11 protein-coding genes are annotated in these 16,253 nt (G+C 69.4%); 8 read left to right on the plus strand and 3 right to left on the minus strand.

Annotation, left to right across the window (positions count from 1 at the left end):
- Nucleotides 1-94: 94 nt before the first annotated feature.
- Complete coding sequence (locus tag ACLQ2O_RS10750; protein WP_425829870.1) at nt 95-5,488, plus strand: ThuA domain-containing protein; 5,394 nt, start codon at nt 95-97, stop codon at nt 5,486-5,488.
- Nucleotides 5,489-5,738: 250 nt separating this feature from the next.
- Nucleotides 5,739-6,740: a sugar phosphate isomerase/epimerase family protein gene (locus ACLQ2O_RS10755; protein WP_425829872.1), complete on the plus strand. Its 1,002-nt coding sequence runs from the start codon at nt 5,739-5,741 to the stop codon at nt 6,738-6,740.
- Between the two features lie 53 nt (nt 6,741-6,793).
- Here the strand turns inward: ACLQ2O_RS10755 and ACLQ2O_RS10760 are convergent, their stop codons facing one another.
- Nucleotides 6,794-7,735, minus strand: a complete 942-nt coding sequence (locus tag ACLQ2O_RS10760) for a DUF1996 domain-containing protein (RefSeq protein ID WP_425829874.1) — start codon at nt 7,733-7,735, stop codon at nt 6,794-6,796.
- A gap of 311 nt (nt 7,736-8,046) precedes the next feature.
- Between ACLQ2O_RS10760 and ACLQ2O_RS10765 the strand changes: the two genes are divergently transcribed.
- From ACLQ2O_RS10765 to ACLQ2O_RS10790, 6 genes are all read left to right on the plus strand, one after another.
- Nucleotides 8,047-10,206, plus strand: coding sequence for a discoidin domain-containing protein (locus ACLQ2O_RS10765; RefSeq protein WP_425829876.1), 2,160 nt, complete (start codon nt 8,047-8,049; stop codon nt 10,204-10,206).
- 93 nt (nt 10,207-10,299) lie between these two features.
- Nucleotides 10,300-11,322 (plus strand): LacI family DNA-binding transcriptional regulator, encoded by a 1,023-nt coding sequence (locus ACLQ2O_RS10770; protein ID WP_425829878.1) that lies wholly within the window; start codon nt 10,300-10,302, stop codon nt 11,320-11,322.
- A 509-nt stretch (nt 11,323-11,831) separates the two neighbouring features.
- Nucleotides 11,832-12,638: a GNAT family N-acetyltransferase gene (locus ACLQ2O_RS10775; protein WP_425829880.1), complete on the plus strand. Its 807-nt coding sequence runs from the start codon at nt 11,832-11,834 to the stop codon at nt 12,636-12,638.
- A gap of 54 nt (nt 12,639-12,692) precedes the next feature.
- Nucleotides 12,693-13,649 carry a LuxR C-terminal-related transcriptional regulator gene (locus tag ACLQ2O_RS10780; protein ID WP_425829882.1) on the plus strand — a complete coding sequence of 319 codons (957 nt, stop codon included), beginning with the start codon at nt 12,693-12,695 and terminating at the stop codon, nt 13,647-13,649.
- 91 nt (nt 13,650-13,740) lie between these two features.
- Entirely contained in the window at nt 13,741-14,130 is a 390-nt protein-coding gene (locus tag ACLQ2O_RS10785) for a YciI family protein (protein ID WP_425829884.1), read from the plus strand.
- A gap of 44 nt (nt 14,131-14,174) precedes the next feature.
- A complete protein-coding gene (locus ACLQ2O_RS10790) occupies nt 14,175-14,789 on the plus strand; it encodes a class I SAM-dependent methyltransferase (RefSeq protein WP_425829886.1) in 615 nt (204 codons plus the stop codon).
- On the opposite strand, the gene ACLQ2O_RS10795 is transcribed toward ACLQ2O_RS10790, so the two are convergent.
- Nucleotides 14,786-15,373 carry a GNAT family N-acetyltransferase gene (locus ACLQ2O_RS10795; protein ID WP_425829888.1) on the minus strand — a complete coding sequence of 196 codons (588 nt, stop codon included), beginning with the start codon at nt 15,371-15,373 and terminating at the stop codon, nt 14,786-14,788. The genes ACLQ2O_RS10790 and ACLQ2O_RS10795 overlap by 4 nt on opposite strands.
- 14 nt (nt 15,374-15,387) lie before the next feature.
- Nucleotides 15,388-16,182, minus strand: a complete 795-nt coding sequence (locus tag ACLQ2O_RS10800; RefSeq protein ID WP_425829890.1) for an SGNH/GDSL hydrolase family protein — start codon at nt 16,180-16,182, stop codon at nt 15,388-15,390.
- Nucleotides 16,183-16,253 lie beyond the last annotated feature (71 nt).

The following is a 16,253-nucleotide window of genomic DNA, read 5'->3' on the forward strand; positions in this document are numbered from 1 at the left end:
GGGGACCCGCCCCGGAACTGGGTGACTCGGATCGGACCCCGATCCAAGGCACTTGATGGAGCGCGCACCTTATCCGACCCATAAGGAGCACCTCATGCACCAGCTACGCAGGCGCCTGCACGGCACGGTTGTCCGTGCCGTGCTGCTGGCGCTGATCGCCGCCTTGGCGATCCCGCTCAGCGCCTTGCCCGCGCGCGCCCACCCGGGCCACGGGGACGAGACGTTCAACGCCCTGATCTTCAGCAAGACCGCCGGGTTCCGGCACGACTCGATCCCGGCCGGGATCCAGGCCGTGAAGGACCTGGCGGCCGGCAACAACTTCACCGTCACCGCGACCGAGGACGCGGCGATGTTCAACGACACCGAGCTGGCCAAGTACGAGGTGGTCATCTGGATGTCGACCACCGGTGACGTGCTGAACGCCGACCAGCAGGCGGCGTTCGAGCGTTACGTCCAGGGCGGCGGCGGGTACGCCGGCGTGCACGCGGCCTCGGACACCGAGTACGAGTGGCCCTGGTACGGCAAGCTCGTCGGCTCGTACTTCGACAGCCACCCGGCCGGTACGCCGAACGCCGACGTCAAGGTCGAGGACAAAGCGCACCCATCGACGGCGGGCGCACCGACCACCTGGAATCGTACCGACGAGTGGTACAACTACCGGACGAACCCGCGCGACACCGTGCACGTGCTCGCCTCGCTCGACGAGACGTCGTACACCGGTGGCAACATGGGCCCCGAGCACCCGATCGCGTGGTGCCAGGACTACGACGGCGGCCGGGCTTGGTACACCGGCATGGGCCACACCATCGAGTCGTACGCCGACCCGGTCTTTCGCGAGCACCTGCTCGGCGGCATCAAGACCGCGGCGGGCGTGCTGCCGGCCGACTGCGGCGCGTCGCTGAGCGACAGCTACCAGAAGGTCGCCCTCGACGACGACACCTCCAACCCGATGGAACTGACCATCGCCAAGGACGGCCGGGTCTTCTACATCGACCGCAACGGTGCCGTGAAGATCGTCAAGACCGACGGCAGCGTGGTCACCGCGGGCACCCTGAACGTCTACACCGGTCAGGAGTTCGGCCTGCTCGGCATCGCGCTCGACCCGGCCTTCGACACCAACGGCTTCGTCTACCTGTACTACTCACCAGCGGGGGCCGAGGCCTTCGACCGGGTGTCGAGGTTCAAGGTGAACGGCGACACGCTCGACCTGGCCAGTGAGAAACAGGTCATCCGTATCGACACCCAACGGGACCAGTGCTGTCACGCCGGTGGTGCGCTCGAGTTCGACAACAACGGCAACCTGTTCATCGCGACCGGCGACAACAGCAACCCGTTCGACTCCGACGGCTACTCGCCGATCGACGAGCGGGCCGGCCGCTCCGCGTGGGACTCCCAGCGCAGCGCCGCCAACAGCAACAACTTCAACGGCAAGGTGCTCCGGATCCACATCGAGGCCGACGGTTCCTACACGGTTCCGGCCGGCAACATGTTCCCGGCCGGAACCGAGAAGACCCGGCCCGAGATCTACGCGATGGGCTTCCGCAACCCGTTCCGGATCGGCATCGACCCGACCACCAACCACCTGTTCGTCGCCGACTACGGTCCGGACGCCGGGCAGGTCTCGCCGACCCGCGGCCCGGACGGCCGGGTCGAGTGGGACGTCCTGGACAAGCCGGGCTTCTACGGCTGGCCGTACTGCGTCGGCAACAACACGCCGTACAACGACCACGACTTCGCCACCGGGACCTCCGGCGCGACGTTCAACTGCGCGGCACCGGTGAACAACTCGCCGAACAACACCGGCATCACCCAACTGCCGGCGGCGATCCCCGCCGGCCTGTGGATGGGCAAGTCGACGACCGGCGTACCGGAGATCGGTGGCAGTGGCGCGCCGATGACCAGTGGTGCGTACCAGTTCGACCCGGACAGCGACTCCGACCGCAAGTGGCCGCAGTACTTCGACGGCAAGGCGATCTTCGCCGACTGGAACGACAGCCGGCTGTTCTCGGTGCAGCTCGACGACGACCGGTCCAAGGTCGCCGACGTGTCCCGGATGCTCGGGAAGCTGGACTTCATTCGGCCGCACGCGTTGCAGTTCGGCCCGGACGGCGCGTTGTACGTGATCGAGTGGGGCAGCGGATTCGGCGGCAACAACGCCGACTCCGGCGTCTACCGCGTCGACTACGTGCAGGGCAACCGGGCACCGATCGCGCAGTTCACCACGGACAAGACGTCCGGCCCGGCACCGTTGACGGTCGCCTTCGACAGCACGGGATCGCGTGATCCCGACGGGCAGCCGATCACGCTGGCGTGGGACTTCGACGGCAACGGGACGACGGACTCGACCGAGGCCAAGCCGACCCACACCTACACGACGGCCGGCGTCTTCACGGCCCGGTTGACCGTGACCGACAGCGACGGCCGGACGGCGGTGTCGAACCGCTCGATCACCTCGGGCAACACCGCACCGACGATCTCGATCGAGGCGCCGGTCGACGGCGGGTTCTTCGACTTCGGCGACACGATCAAGTACAAGGTGACCGTCACCGATCCCGAGGACGGGACGGTGGACTGCCAGGACGTGATCACGCAGCCTGCCCTGGGCCACGACGAGCACGCGCACGGATACGAGCAGTATCACGGCTGCGAGGGGACGTTCCCGCTTCCTGGTGACGAGGGGCACGTCGGCGCGAACATCTTCGGCATCGTGACGGTGAAGTACACCGACAAGGGTGCTCCCGGCACCGGTGCGATCACCACCGAGAAGGTCGTGCAGCTGCAGCCGAAGACCCGCGAGGCGGAGTACTTCAACGAGACCGGTGGACCGGGCGAGGCGCCCGGCGTACAGGTCGAGGACACCGGTGACGTCGCCGGTGGCGGGAAGAACATCGGGTTCATCGAGGACGGCGACTGGTGGGGCTGGAAGCCGACCAACCTGACCGGGATCGACCGGATCGAGCTGCGGGCGGCCTCGCCGGACGCGGGCGCGACCGTCGAGGTCCGGCAGGGGTCACCGACCGACGGCGCGATCGTCGCGACGATCCAGGTGACGCCGACGGGTGCCTGGCAGACGTACGGGAACTTCTCGGCGGCGGTCAGCGGTGCCTCGCTGACCAGCGGTCCGCTGTACTTCGTCAAGACGACGGGTCAGCTGAACGCCAACTGGGTGAAGTTCATCGGCAAGGGGGTCACCGACAACCAGCGGCCGGCCGTGACGGCGACTGCCTCGGTGGTCCAGGGCAAGGCTCCGCTGAAGGTGGACTTCACCTCGGCGGCGACCGATCCCGAGGGTGACGTTCCGCTGGCGTACGCGTGGAGCTTCGGCGACGGCGCGACGGGCACGGGTGCTTCGCCGAGTCACACCTACACGGCCGCCGGGACGCACACGGCGACCGTCACGGTGACCGACTCGCGTGGCGCCAAGGGCACCGCGAAGATCGCGATCAAGGTCGACACACCGGCACCGCCGACGTGCCTGACCGGGCGTTCGGACGGGTTCGAGGGGACGACCCTCGACACCGGTCGATGGAGTGAAGTTGTCCGTGGCAACCAGGAGCTGTCGGTTGCCGGTGGCAACCTGGTGCTGCCGTTGACGGCGACCGACATCTACGGCACCGGCAACACCGGTACGCCGAACATCGTGCTGCAGCCGTTGCCCGCCGGAGCGTGGCAGGCGACCGCCAAGCTGACGATGCCGGCCCGTCTCGCCTACCAGCAGGCCGGGCTGATCGTGTACGGCGACGACGACAACTACGCCAAGATGGTGCTGCAGGGCCGGTCGACCGGTGCCGCCTCGGCGGCGGACCGGATCTTCCAGTTCATCCGCGAGGAAGCCGGGATGCCGAACGAGGTGGAAGCCTCCAACACGGCCAACCTCGGCGCGGAGTACCCGGACACGGTCTGGGTGCGGTTCACCAGTGACGGCGCGAGCCTGAAGGCGGCGTACAGCGCGGACGGCGCGACCTTCACCGAGATGCCGGAGACCAAGCAGCTGGCCGGGATCAGCAACCCCCGGATCGGGCTGTTCGGCCTGGCCAACCGGACCGAGGCGCTGCCGCTGGCGGCACAGTTCGACTACTTCAGCATCACGCCGGACGACACGGCCGAGGTCCCGACCCCGGACGACGAGTTCACCGGTACGGCGCTGGACGCGTGCCGCTGGTCCGCGATCGTGCGGCCCGACCCGGCGGCGTACCGGGTGACCGGTGGCGCGGTCGAGATCGACACCAGCAACGGCGACATCTACCAGGGCACGGCCACGAACCCGAAGAACCTGCTGCTGCAGCCGGCTCCCGACGGTGACTGGACGATCGAGACCAAGGTGGACGGCACGGCGTTCAACGAGGCCTACCAGCAGGGTGGGCTGATGGTGTACGGCGACGACGCGAACTACGTGAAGCTGGACTACCTCACCAGCAACGCTTCGGGCTCCGCGGTGTCGCGCGGGATCGAGCTGCGCAGCGAGGTGAACAACGCGGTCGTGTCGCCGCAGCCGAACGCTCCGGCGCCGACGCAGGGAGTCTGGCACCTGCGGCTGGCCAAGAGCGGGACGACCTTCACCGGGTCGTACAGCGCGGACGGTCTGGAGTGGACCGCGCTGCCGGCGGTGACGAACCCGGCGCTCGCGTCGGCGAGCTTCGGCATCTACGCCTTCGGGGTCGACCAGACCGCGTCGAAGACGGCGAAGTTCGACTACTTCAAGATCGTCCGGGACACGGTCGCTCCGCAGGTCAGCCTGTCGCTGAACCCGTCGGCGCCGTCCGGTCTGAACGGCTGGTGGACCGACGCGGTCGTCGCGACGGCGATGGCGACCGACAACCAGCCGGGACAGGTCTACCTGGAGCAGAAGGTCGGCGACGGGGACTGGTCGGAGTACACGACTCCGGTCAGCTTCGGGACCGACGGGACGCACACGCTCCAGGTCCGGGCGTCGGACACCGCGGGCAACGTGTCGGCGCCGGAGTCGGTGACCGTCAAGGTCGACCGGACGGCTCCGAAGTCGACGGTCACCGGGCTCGCGTCCGGTGGCAAGCTCGGCGTCGCGTCGCCGGTCGTGGTGTCGGCGACGGCTCAGGACGCGCTCTCCGGGCTCGCCGGGGTGACGCTGAAGGTCGACGGGAAGGCGCTCCCGGCCGGCGGCAAGCTGGACGGGGCCGCGCTCGGGCTCGGTGCGCACGAGCTCGCAGCCACGGCCACGGACAAGGCCGGCAACACCTCGATCACCAAGGTGCCGTTCACCGTGGTGGCGTCGTACGCCGAAGCCCAGAAGCTGGTCGAGCGGTACCGGGTCGCCAAGACGTTGCCGCTGGCAACGTCCACAGTGATGAAGGTGCAGCTCGCGCTGGCCGAGCAGGCGCAGCGCAAGGGTCTCAAGATCGTCGCGACCGTCGCGCTGGACCTGTATCTCAAGCAGGCGAAGACGGTGCGGGACGTTCCCGCCCGGACCCTGCTGACAGCTGTCGGGCAGGACTTGAGGAAGAAGATCTGACCCGATGAACACGTCGCTGTGCGAGACCGCACCCTGTCCGACGCGGAGAGGCGTGCAGGAGCTCCCGAACGCCCAGGTGGTTCGGCCCCACCCGGACGCCCGGGAGAGCGGTTTCGCACAGCGCCGGGGGACCGCCCAGTGGTCCTCGTCCCCGGCGCCCGGCCAGGCGCTCCGGCCGTGCGCCGGGGACACCCCCTGATCACCCGCCCCAGCCCGACCACCGTACCGATCGACGAAGGAGCAGAAAGCGATGGCACGACCGATCACCCTGTTCACCGGCCAGTGGGCCGACCTGCCGTTCGAGGAGGTGGCCCGGCTGGCGTCGGAGTGGGGCTACGACGGCCTGGAGATCGCCTGCTGGGGTGACCACCTCGACGTACGGAAGGCCGCCGAGGACGACGCGTACGTCCAGAACCGGCTCGACATCCTCGAGAAGCACAACCTGAAGGTCTGGACGATCTCCAACCACCTGCTCGGCCAGGCGGTCTGCGACGACCCGATCGACCAGCGGCACCAGGCGATCCTGCCCGCGCACATCTGGGGCGACGGCGATCCCGAGGGCGTGCGGCAGCGCGCGGCCGAGGAGATGGGCGTCACCGCGCGCGCCGCCCGGCGGCTCGGTGTCGACGTCGTGGTCGGCTTCACCGGCTCGGCGATCTGGAAGACCGTCGCGATGTTCCCGCCGGTCCCGCAGTCGATGATCGACGCTGGGTACGCCGACTTCGCCGACCGCTGGAACCCGATCCTGGACGTCTTCGACGAGGCCGGCGTGAAGTTCGCGCACGAGGTGCACCCGTCGGAGATCGCCTACGACTACTGGTCGACCACCCGCGCGCTGGAGGCGATCGGCCACCGTGAGGCGTTCGGCCTGAACTGGGACCCGAGCCACTTCGTCTGGCAGGACCTCGACCCGGTCGGCTTCCTGTGGGACTTCAAGGACCGGATCTACCACGTCGACTGCAAGGACGCGAAGCGCCAGGTCGGCAACGGCCGCAACGGCCGGATGGGGTCGCACCTGGCCTGGGGCGACCCGCGGCGCGGCTGGGACTTCGTCTCCACCGGGCACGGCGACGTCCCGTGGGAGGCGTGCTTCCGGATGCTCAACACGATCGGGTACGCCGGGCCGATCTCGGTCGAGTGGGAGGACGCGGGCATGGACCGCCTGGTCGGCGCCGCCGAGGCTCTGCAGTTCGTGAAGGGCCTGGCCTTCGACCCGCCGACCGCGTCGTTCGACGCGGCCTTCTCCTCCTAGCACCTGGGTTCCTGTGGTGCCGGGCCCTGCCCTGACCCGGCACCACAGGTGTTCTAGGGGCGTCCGGGCAACCGGTAGTTGTCGCCGAGGACCTGCCCACGGTTGGGCTTGTAGAGGTCGAAGCCCCTCGAGTTGCACTGCAGACCACCGTTGATGCAGTGGTTCACCAGGGCCGCCAGCGTTGGGACGTCCCAGGCGTTGAAGAAGTCGTAGTGCCAGGTGTACCCACGTCCGCTCGCCAGCCGGACGTCGGTGACGTTCCCGTCGGCGGGGAACGCGATCTTGAACTCCAGCATCGGGACCGGGTTGGGGTGACTGGACGGGCAGGAACCGTTCACCGGGTACGCCATGTGGCTCTTGTGGTCCGGGGTGTCCAGGTCACGCCCGTTCCAGCAGCTCGGAGCCTGGTAGCGGATGTTGAGCTGGGTCCCCGCGGGACAGTTCGACGGGAAGTCCCAGTTGTGCGTGCTGTCACCGCACTCCCAGCCCTCGACGGCGCCCGGTGAGGTCCGGAACTGGTCGAGTGTGGCGGACGGGCTGCCGACGACGTACCGAAGACCCGGCGGGAACGGCCGGACGGCTGCGTAGTCGAGGATGCCCGACTTGTAGTAGATGGTCTGGTGCCAGGTCTGCTGCACGGGCTGGCTGGTGCCGGCCCCGCGGAACATCGTCGGCCACCAGTACGCCGACAGGTCGTCGGGGTTCAGGCAGGTGGTCGAGTACGGGCCGGGCGCGTTGAGGCTGTCGAGCGTGGTGGCCGCGTTCGTCGTCTTGTTGCCGACGAAGCTGTGCTCGTGGGACGCGCCGGGCATGTTCGGGAACACGATGGGGTCGTCGTTGGCACGGTGGTTGACCGTGCAGTTGACCTGGAACTCGTGGTGGGTGACCAGGTCGTCGGCCTGCGCCTGGTTGCCGGCGACGGCGGTGAGGACAGCGCTGAGGGTCAGGGCGGCGGTGCCGCCGGCGAACAGGATCTTCTTCCTTCTGCTGAACACGGATCTCCTCCTGTCGGGGGACTCCGCGGGGCGGTGGGCAGGAACTGGGTACTACGCGGCCCGCGGTCTGGGAATCGCGGGAGAGCGCTCTCTGGAACAGCGTCGATCCGACCGTGCGCGCTGTCAAGAGCTGCCCGGTTCCGGAACCGGCTGAGCGTGAACGAGCCGTTGACAAGCCGCCGGATCGGCTCCACGATCAGTTCGCGAGAGAGCGCTCTCTGACTCTCGCGCACCGTTCCCCGGCTGTGTGGGCCGGGTCCCGGTCGCTGTGCTGTCCCGCCCTCACGCACACAGCGAAGGAGCACCACCCGATGATTTCGCCCACCCCACCGCGACGACGTGTGCGGTCCTTGCTCGCGGCAACCCTCGCGGCAGCTACCTTGCTGCTCGGCAACGCCGTACTGCAGGCCGTGCCCGCGCAAGCGGCAACTCTGCTGTCCCAAGGGCGCCCGGTCACCGCGTCCTCGTCCGAAGGAGCCGGTACGCCGGCGTCCGCCGCCGTCGACGGCGACCTGAACACCCGCTGGTCCAGCGTCTTCAGCGACCCGCAGTGGCTGCAGGTCGACCTCGGTTCGGCCGCGACCGTCAGCCAGGTCGTGCTGCGGTGGGAGTCCGCGTACGCGACGGCGTACAAGGTCGAGGTCTCCGACAACGCCCAGAACTGGCGGCCGCTGTACAGCACTGCCGCCGGCGACGGCGGCACCGATTCGCTCACCGTCAACGGCTCCGGCCGGTACGTCCGCCTGACCGGCACCCAGCGCGTCGGCGGCTACGGCTACTCGCTCTGGGAGTTCGAGGTGCACGGGACGCCCGGCACCGGCGGACCGCCGCAGGGCAACGGGACCGTCCAGGTCGCCGGTAGTCAGGGCAACTGGCAGCTGCTGGTGAACGGCGCGCCCTGGCAGGTCAAGGGCCTGACCTGGGGACCGGCCGCGGCCGACGCCCCGCAGCATCTCCCGCAGCTCAAGTCGATCGGCGTCAACACCGTGCGCACCTGGGGGACGGACGCGAGCTCCAAGCCGCTGTTCGACTCCGCGGCCGCGAACGGGATGCGCGTGATCGCCGGCTACTGGCTCCAACCTGGTGGTGGACCCGGCAGCGGCGGCTGCGTCAACTACGTCACCGACACGACGTACAAGCAGAACATGCTCGGCGAGATCCGGCGCTGGACGACCGAGTACAAGGACCACCCGGGCGTGCTGCTGTGGAACGTCGGCAACGAGTCCGTGCTCGGGCTGCAGAACTGCTACTCCGGCGCGGAGCTGGAGACGCAGCGGATCGAGTACGCGAAGTTCGTCAACGAGGGCGCCAAGGCGATCCACGCGATCGACCCGAACCACCCGGTCACCTCGACCGATGCGTGGGCCGGCGCCTGGCCGTACTTCAAGCAGTACTCGCCCGACCTCGACCTGCTCGCGGTCAACTCGTACGGCAACGTCTGCCAGGTCAAGCAGGACTGGATCAACGGCGGCTACAACAAGCCGTACATCCTGACCGAGGGCGGGCCTGCTGGTGAGTGGGAGGTTCCGAACGATGCGAACGGCGTACCGAACGAGCCGACCGACATCCAGAAGCGCGACGGGTACTTGCAGGCCTGGAACTGCATCACCGGGCACAGCGGGGTCGCGCTCGGCGCGACGCTGTTCCACTACGGCAACGAGAACGACTTCGGCGCGGTCTGGTTCAACATCGCGCCGGGCGGCGAGAAGCGGCTGTCGTACTACGCGATCCGGCAGGCGTACGGCGGTCCGAGCGGTGGCAACACGCCGCCGGTGATCACGGCGATGAATCTCAGCCGGACGACCGACGTACCGGCCGGTGGGACTCTGTCGGTGAACGTCGCGGTGACTGATCCGGATGGCGATCCGCTCTCTCATGAATTCAAGGTGGGCGGCAAGTACATCGACAACAACGGGGCGCTGGTGACGACGCCGTCGTCGGGCAACGGTCCGTTCACGGTGACCGTTCCGCAGCGGCTCGGGGTGTGGAAGCTGTACGACTACGTGCGCGACGGCAAGGGCAACGTCGGGATCGAGACGCGGTCGTTCCGGGTGGTCGCGCCGCCGGTGACCGGGACGAACGTTGCTCGGGGCAAGCCGGTGACGGCGTCGTCGTACCAGCAGGTCGGCGACGGCGCGCCGTTCCCGCCGTCGAACGTGACCGACGGGAACAACACGACGCGCTGGGCGAGCGACTGGGCCGATCCGCAGTGGATCCAGGTGGATCTGGGGTCGGTGCAGTCCTTCGATCGCCTGCAGCTGATCTGGGAGGGCGCGTTCGCGCGGTCCTACCGGGTCGAGGCGTCGGACGACGGCGCGAACTGGCGGCAGGTCTACACCACGGCGGACGGGAACGGCGACGTCGACGACCTCGGCGTGGCCGGCTCCGGCCGGTACGTGCGGCTGACCGGGACCCAGCGGGGGACCGGGTTCGGCTACTCGCTGTACGAGTTCGGCGTCTACCGGCGCTGAGTCGAGGAGGTACGGCGGTCCGCGCTGGCGGGCCGCCGTACCTGTGGACAAGGAACAGAGGTCCGGCCGTTGACAGAGCTACGATCCGTTGCCATGAAGTCGATAGCGCGGACGCCCACGTTGGAAGACGTCGCCAAGGTCGCGGGCGTCTCCCGGGCGACGGTGTCCCGGGTCGTCAACGGCCAGGCGTCGGTCGACGCCGCGTTGAAGCGCAAGGTTCTCGCCGCGGTCGACAAGATCGGTTACCGGCCCAACAGCGCGGCCCGGGTTCTGGCGGGGCGCCGGACCGGCGAGCTCGCCCTCGTGCTGTCCGGTTCCGACGGCTCCGCCGAGGAGGTCTTCGGCGACCCGTTCTTCGGCCGGATCACCGGGGGAGTGGTCAAGCACCTGCGCACCAAGGGCATCCACCCCACCCTGTTCCTCGCGGACTCCGAAGCCGCCCGCCGGGAAGCGGTCGACCACGTACGCCGGGGCGCCGCGGACGGCGCTCTGCTCGTCTCCACGCACGCCGACGACATCCTCCCAGGCCTGTTCGTCGAGGCGGGCCTACCAGCGGTGTTGTTTGCCCGGCCCGCGCTGCACGCCCCGATCAGCTACGTCGACCTGGCCCACGAGGTGGGCGCCTCCCTGGCCGCCGACCGCCTCGTCTCCCGCGGCTGCCGGCGGGTCGTCACGATCGCCGGCCCCACGGACGTCCCCGCCGCCCAGGACCGCCTCACCGGCTTCCGCCAGGCGATGGCCCGGCACGGCCAGCCCCACATCCCAGTTGCCCACGGCAACTTCACCCAGGACTCCGGCGAAACCGCCATGCTCGACCTCCTCACCAAGGTCCCCGACCTGGACGCGGTCTTCGCCGCCAACGACCTGATGGCAGCCGGAGCCCTCCGAGCCCTCCGAGACGCCGGCCGCACTGTCCCCGACGACGTAGCCGTCATCGGCTTCGACGACAGCGCCCCCGCCAGCACGTCCGTCCCACGCCTCACCACCATCGCCCAACCCCTTGAGAAAATGGCCGCGGAAATGTCCCGCCTCCTGGTAGCCCAAATAGAAGCCCCGGGCCAGTCCCCCCAGTGCACCATCTTCGACCCCCACCTGGTCGAACGAGCCTCAGCCTGACGAGCAGAGTGCCCCTTACTGCGGTCTTCCGGGCCGAGGGATGGCGCCTGACGCGTCCTGGGTTCGGGCCCACATGTCAGTTGCCCATGGCAGCTTGACCCAGGACTCCGGCGGTGGTTGGGCGTCCGGGTGCTGACTGATGCGTTGTTTCACCACTGACGCGGTGTACCGCATCAGTCGTCGTACAAGACGTCAGTGGTGGAACAGGAGGGCGGCGGCTCGTCCGGACGACCGAGCAGACAGATGTCATGAACGCGCGACCCGCTCCGACTTACCAGTGAAGGCGCCCCACGGCGCCCTGAGCTGGAGGGCTGGATGATGGATCCGCTGAATCTGCTGGTGGCACGACAGAACGTGGCTGACCAGGTGCGGGAGACCGCCCAGGGTGATGACAAGGGTGCGAAGGACGCGCGGTTGGGGCCTGTGGTTCAGGTGGGGTGGTGGCAGTGGTTGATGAGTCGGTGGGAAATCGGGCGCGCTACGACCCGGCGGCGTGTCACAGTCCTGCGGTGACGGAAACGACGCGAGAAGAGCAGATTGCCGAGCTGTTGGCGGCGTACGACGAGCAGTTGCGCGGTGGCGCGGAGGGCTCGGGCGTTCCGAGTACGACGGACGGCCCGGTGACCCGGGTCGAGTACCCGACGCGGGGCTTCGTGAGCTACCGCTCTCTCGACGGACTCGAGGGCGCCGAGCTCGATGCGCTGATCGCCCGCCAGCGGGACTTCTTCGCCGCCAAGGGGCAGGCGATGGAGTGGAAGACGCGCGGGCACGATCTTCCGGCCGACCTGCCCGAACGGCTGACCAAGGCCGGGTTCGTGCCCGAGGAGCGGGAGACGGTCGTGATCGCGGAGAGCGCGACCATCGCCGCTCGCCTGGAGGGGCGGGAAGCGGTCGACGGTGTGACGATCCGCCGGACGACCGAGCTGAGCGACTTCGAGCGGATCGCGGCGATGGAGACGACGGTGTGGGGCGAGGACTGGTCCTGGCTCACCGGCGACCTGGTCAGCCGGAACGCGGCCGGGCAGACCGACATCTACGTCGCGGAGGCCGCCGGCGAGGTCGTCTCCGCCGCCTGGGCGGTGCACAAACCGAACACCGACTTCACCGGCCTGTGGGGCGGTTCGACGCTCGCGGAGTGGCGCGGCCGCGGGATCTACAAGGCGCTGGTCGCCGTACGGGCCGCTCGTGCGGTCGAGCTCGGGCACAAGTACCTGCAGGTCGACGCCTCCGACGACAGCTCGCCGATCCTGCAGCGGCTCGGGTTCCTGCCGGTCACCACGACCACGCCGTACGTGTTCACCCCGAGCACCAGCTGACGCCCAGCTCGGCAGATCTACAGTCGTACGGCGTTCAACTGGTAGACAGGACAGATGCAGCAACTCCGGGCGCTGGGGATCTCCGCGCAGGCCGAGGCGATCTACCTCGACCTGATCGCGCGGGGTTCCGTCGACCGGTCCGACCTGGTCGAACGCCACGGTGCCGGTCTCGACGCCCCGCTCGACGAGCTCGCCGCGATCGGCCTCGTCGAGCGGTCCGGCGACAAGGTCCTCCCGCAGCCGCCGCACCTCGCGATGGAGGCGGTCGCCCAGCGCCGTACGAAGGAGGCCGAGCTCGCGCGGGAGAGCGCTTCCTTACTCTCCGACCTGTGGACCGCCGGGATCGGCCGGCAGACGTACGTCGAGCTGCTGCCGTCGCTCGAGGTCACCCGCTCGGTGATCAACTCCGTCCAGGTCGACGCCGAGCAGCGGGTCCGTGCGATGACGGTCGGTAACATCGCGTCACCGACGAACCCGCAGATCGTCGGCGGTCTCTTCGACGCGCTGGCCCGGGGTGTCACGTACGAGGTCATCTACGGCACGCGCGTGCTGCAGGACCCGGATGCGCTGCGGATGGTCCAGCAGTGCGTCGACGCGGGGGAGCAGGCGCGCGTCTTCCCGGAGATCCCGCTCAACCTGACGATCGTCGACGACCGCTGGGCACTGGTCGCGGCCCGTACGACGGTCGGCGAGATCGTGAACAGCGCGGCGATGGTCGTGCACCACTCGCCGTTCCTGACCGGCTTGATCGGCATCTTCGACGCGCTGTGGCGCGTCTCGGTCCCGATCACCGGCGGCACCGAGAACACCGAGGTGATCGGGGCGCCGGCGCTGGAGACGAAGCGGCTGCTCACGTACCTGAGCGCCGGCCTGACCGACGAGTCGATCGCGCGCGAGTTCGGCGTCAGTGAACGGACCGTCGCCCGAAGGATCAGCCGCCTGCAGGAGACACTGGGTGCCCAGACCCGTTTCCAGCTGGGCGTCCAGGCCTCCCGGCAGAACTGGCTTTGACGTCCGGTGAGCGGGGGTGTCGAGAACGCGACGGCGGCTCCGACGTTACCGGTGCAGGCGCCGGAACGGCGACGAATCAGGAGGAGCTGGGATGAAGTACATGCTGTTGATCCACGCGAACAAGCAGGGCTGGGACGAGATGCCCGCGCAGTGGACCCCGGAGGACGTCAAGGCCATGGTCGGCTACATGGACGACCTCAACCGTGACCTGCAGGAGGCCGGCGAGCTGGTCGAGGGGCGCGGCCTGTCCGGGCCCCACGCGATGAAGAACGTCCGGGCCGGCGACAACGGTGAGCCGATCGTCACCGACGGGCCGTTCACCGAGACCAAAGAGGTCCTGGCCGGCTACTGGGTGGTCGACGTCGCGAGCGAGGAACGCGTCCTGGAGATCGCTCTCCGCGTCTCCCAGGCCCCCGGTCCCGGCGGCCGCCCGACCAACCAGAACGTCGAGGTCCACCCCGAGGGCGAAGCACCGGCCTGATAACCGGTCGCTCCCACGGCCCGGCGTGACTACCGTCGACGGCTATGGATCCCAAGGAGATCGTCCGGCGCGGGTACGACGCGCTCTCGGTCCGGTACGACGAGGCCTACGGCGGCGAGTCGAAGTACCGGACCTGGATCGACCAACTCCTCGAGCGGTTCGACGACGGCAGCCGCGTCCTCGACGTGGGGTGCGGCAGCGGTCTCCCGCTCGCCCGTGAGCTCGCGGCCGCGGGGCATGCTGTCACCGGGGTCGACATCAGCGAGGTGCAGATTCGCCGGGCGCGTGAACTGGTGCCGCAGGCGGAGTTCGTGCTGGCCGACGCGGCGTCGCTCGACTTTGCAGCTGGGTCGTTCGACGCCGTGGTGTCGTTCTACGCGCTGATCCACCTGCCGCAGGACGAGCAGCGGCAGCTGCTGCGGAACATCGCGACGTGGCTGCGGCCCGGCGGCTGGTTCGTCTGCACGATGGGGGAGCAGGCGTGGACCGGTGTCGACGGGGACTGGCTCGACAGTGGGGTGAGCATGTGGTGGAGCCACGCGGACGCCGGCACCAACCGGGGGTGGATCGCTGAGAGCGGGCTGGTGGTCGAGGAGCAGGAGTTCGTTGCCGAGGGCGACAGCGGGCACATGCTGTTCTGGGCCCGGCGGCCCTTCTAGGGCTGGGCTTTGCGGTACATGGCCCAGTTCGTCGGGCCGTTGCTCGGGAGCTCGATCTTGCCGAGGACCTCGAAGCCGAGGGACTCGTAGAAGGTGACGTTCGTGGCCGTCTGGGTCTCGAGGAAGACCGGCGAGTGCTCCTCGTCGGCGCAGGCCAGGCCGGGGGCGATCACCGCGCGGCCGAGGCCTTGGCCCTGGTGGTGGGGGTCGACGCCGACCATGCCGAGGATCCACAGCGGTTCGGTCGGGCGCAGGACGGCCATTGCTCGACCGACCGCCTGCATCGGGAGAGCGCGATCTCCCGAGATCTCGCGGAACTCTTCGGCGTACGGCGCGGTGACGTCGCGCGGCGTCCGCGGTGTCGTCCAGACGGCGACGGCGACGGCGCGGTGGTCGGCGCTGGTCCAGACCTTGCCCTGTTCGAGCCCGACCCCGGTGACGAACAGGCGGTAGTAGCGTTCCAGCCGGTCGAGGTAGTCGTCGGCGGCGATCGCCAGCCGCGACATCGGGTAGTCCTCGAACGCGCGCACCAGCGTCCGCACCATCGGCTCGATGTCGCTGGTCCCAGCAAGCCGGATCCCCATGCCCGCCACCCTACTCAGCGTTCGAGCTGCCGTACGACGTGGTCGGCGACGGCGGCCATGCCGGCTTCGTTCGGGTGGTACGGCACGGACCCGCCGAGGGCCGGCGGGCGCAGCCCGAAGCCTGTCGTCCACGGCTCGGCCGAGCCGACCGCGTGCTCCTTGCTCGGCCCGGAGATCGCGACCAGCTCCGCGCCCGACTTCTCCGCGGCCGTCGCGAACGCGCCGGCCAGGCGGTCGGCCATCAGCGCGATGCTCGGGAGCTGCTCCTCGTTCAGCGGTACGTCGAGCCGCGGGCGGGTCGCCGGGCCGACGACCGCGAGGTAGTCGACCAGCAGGATCCGCGCGGAGGGAGCGCGATCCCGGATCGCGCCGACGACCTCGGCCAGGTGGGCGGCGGCCGCGTCGTACGCCGCGTCGTCGCGCAGGTAGCTGACCCGGGCGCGGATCCGGTTCGCGACCCGGCGGCCGAGGAGCGTGGCGGGCTTGGCGAGCGTGTTCATCAGGCTGCCGCGGACGAACGCGCCGATGTACTCGAGATCGTTGCCGCCGGCCGTCACCGTGACCAGCGCGGTGTCGGGGCCGACGGCCTCGAGCTGCGGGGCCGCCTCGTCCTGGCGGTCGGTGAGCAGGTGGGCGGTGGTCGCGCCGGAGTACGTGACGTCGACCAGGTCGAGCCCGAGCCGCTCGGCGACCAGGTGCGGGTAGTTGCGCCCCGACCGGCCCGCGGCCTTGTCCACCACGGGCGCGATGCCCGGTCCCGCCGCGAAGGAACTGCCGAGCGCGACGTACCGACTGCCAGTTGAGATCACACCGGCCAACCTACCGCGAGCGACCCGCCGAGGAGCGGGGGTCGGTGTGCAGGCGGAGGCCGGTGCTCGTC

This window comes from Kribbella sp. DT2 (genome assembly GCF_049844575.1).
Lineage (GTDB): Bacteria > Actinomycetota > Actinomycetes > Propionibacteriales > Kribbellaceae > Kribbella.

Coding starts and splice junctions, on each gene's coding strand:
- ACLQ2O_RS10780 (WP_425829882.1), top strand. CDS start 12,693: ATGCAGCAACTCCGGGCGCTGGGGATCTCCGCGCAGGCCGAGGCGATC.
- ACLQ2O_RS10765 (WP_425829876.1), top strand. CDS start 8,047: ATGATTTCGCCCACCCCACCGCGACGACGTGTGCGGTCCTTGCTCGCG.
- ACLQ2O_RS10770 (WP_425829878.1), top strand. CDS start 10,300: ATGAAGTCGATAGCGCGGACGCCCACGTTGGAAGACGTCGCCAAGGTC.
- ACLQ2O_RS10795 (WP_425829888.1), bottom strand. CDS start 15,373: ATGGGGATCCGGCTTGCTGGGACCAGCGACATCGAGCCGATGGTGCGG.
- ACLQ2O_RS10755 (WP_425829872.1), top strand. CDS start 5,739: ATGGCACGACCGATCACCCTGTTCACCGGCCAGTGGGCCGACCTGCCG.
- ACLQ2O_RS10750 (WP_425829870.1), top strand. CDS start 95: ATGCACCAGCTACGCAGGCGCCTGCACGGCACGGTTGTCCGTGCCGTG.
- ACLQ2O_RS10790 (WP_425829886.1), top strand. CDS start 14,175: ATGGATCCCAAGGAGATCGTCCGGCGCGGGTACGACGCGCTCTCGGTC.
- ACLQ2O_RS10785 (WP_425829884.1), top strand. CDS start 13,741: ATGAAGTACATGCTGTTGATCCACGCGAACAAGCAGGGCTGGGACGAG.